The following is a 1,509-nucleotide window of genomic DNA, read 5'->3' as shown; positions in this document are numbered from 1 at the left end:
ATAGCCCACCATTTTAATGGTGGGACTGTTGTGCACAGGTAAAGGAAAGCCCTGTAGGGGCGATCCACTCGTGAATCAAAAAATTAATTTATTTGTAACCTTTTGAGGGAATTGTGCATCAAACAGTTGAACTTTAATAAAAAAATAGGAACGACAAATATTATGAACCAAATTATATTTACGATCATTTTTCTGGCATTCTTAACCGCCGGCTTTCTGGCCTGGTATTTTTCCCATAAATCGCGTGAAAAAGAACGTATGTTGTTGATTGAAAAAGGACAGGACGTACCTGAACAAAAAAATGGCTGGAGTTTCTCATTCCGCTTTCCGTGGCTAAAACTGGGTGTTTTAATCACAGCAATTGCAACCGGACTGATTTTTGGAATTCTAATAAGTGAAATTACTGATATTCGGGCGGAATTTGAGCCAATCATGATGTTACTGTTTGGCGGAATCGGGATGATTATTGCACATTATGTAGGCAAAAAGGATAACGGATAACTGATTAATGCCGGATCGTTACATAGAACGAGTTTTAAATGGTGACAAAGAGGCCTTTCGATTTATCATCAGGGAGTATAAGGAGGATGCTTATAACCTGGCGATATCGATCGTGAAGGAGGAGTATGCGGCAAAAGAGGTTGTACAAAAATCTTTTATCAATGCATATGAGGGGCTGGCTGAGTTTAGAAAAGAAGCAGCATTTAAAACGTGGTTTCATCGAATAGTTGTTAACGAATCTTATCAGCTGTTGCGCAGCCGAAAACCGAATAGAAATCAACCGTTTAACGAAGAACAGCATATTGATAGTTCAAAGAACTCGGTACACCGGGATATAGACGAGCAACACAAAAGGCACTGTATTCAAATCGTTTTAAAAGCGATGAAGCCTGATGAAAGCCTCGCTCTGAGGTTATTTTATCTGTATGAGTACAGCATCAAAGAAGTTTGCGAAATAACCGGCTGGAGCAATTCAAATACAAAGGTAATTCTGCACAGAGCAAGGAACAGTATGAGAGAAAAACTATCCAAGAATTTCAACTTGAAACCGGAAGAGGTGTAGTGATGACGAAAGAGGATAAACTGTTTAAAGAGTTGTTATCACATGGAGAGGCTGAGCTACCCTACTCCGATATTGAAGATGACGTGATGATGAATATTGAACGCCTTGAGCTGGAAAAAAAGGCTATTCAGGAAGGCTATCGAAGAGGTGTGGCGTTCTCCTGGTTCTTTTTTATCGTGGGTATAGTCAGCGGCATTGTTCTGATAAGCTTATTTCCGCAGATGGAATTTCAGGTTTCATCAAAATACACAGATACAATTTTATTGGTTTTTCAGGTCGGGTTTATTCTATTTGTGCTGACACATTTCGAAAAGCTTATGAGTATGACCCGGAAGAACATCGTGAAATTTTAGTATTGGATTGAAGGAAAGTTTGATGCTCTGAGCTACAACCTGTGCAACGGGGCGCCTATCTCTTTGATTTTTATGTTAAGTATTGATGCTCGT

General features: G+C 39.4%; 3 protein-coding genes. All 3 read left to right on the top strand.

Going from position 1 to position 1,509, the window contains the following annotated elements; translation table 11 throughout:
• Positions 1–162 precede the first annotated feature (162 nt).
• The 3 genes from ACESM0_RS12840 to ACESM0_RS12830 are packed head-to-tail and all read left to right on the top strand — an operon-like array spanning position 163 to position 1,416.
• Positions 163–501, top strand: a complete 339-nt coding sequence (locus ACESM0_RS12840; protein ID WP_372906602.1) for a DUF6249 domain-containing protein — start codon at positions 163–165, stop codon at positions 499–501.
• 7 nt (positions 502–508) lie between these two features.
• Positions 509–1,063, top strand: coding sequence for an RNA polymerase sigma factor (locus tag ACESM0_RS12835; protein ID WP_372906601.1), 555 nt, complete (start codon positions 509–511; stop codon positions 1,061–1,063).
• 2 nt (positions 1,064–1,065) lie between these two features.
• Positions 1,066–1,416: a hypothetical protein gene (locus ACESM0_RS12830; protein WP_372906600.1), complete on the top strand. Its 351-nt coding sequence runs from the start codon at positions 1,066–1,068 to the stop codon at positions 1,414–1,416.
• Positions 1,417–1,509: the final 93 nt, after the last annotated feature.

It is taken from the genome of Rhodohalobacter sp. (genome assembly GCF_041686455.1).
In the GTDB taxonomy this organism is placed as follows: Bacteria; Bacteroidota; Rhodothermia; order Balneolales; family Balneolaceae; genus Rhodohalobacter.
Note: the sequence above shows the minus strand (reverse complement) of the source record. Positions and strands in the feature narration are given on the sequence as shown.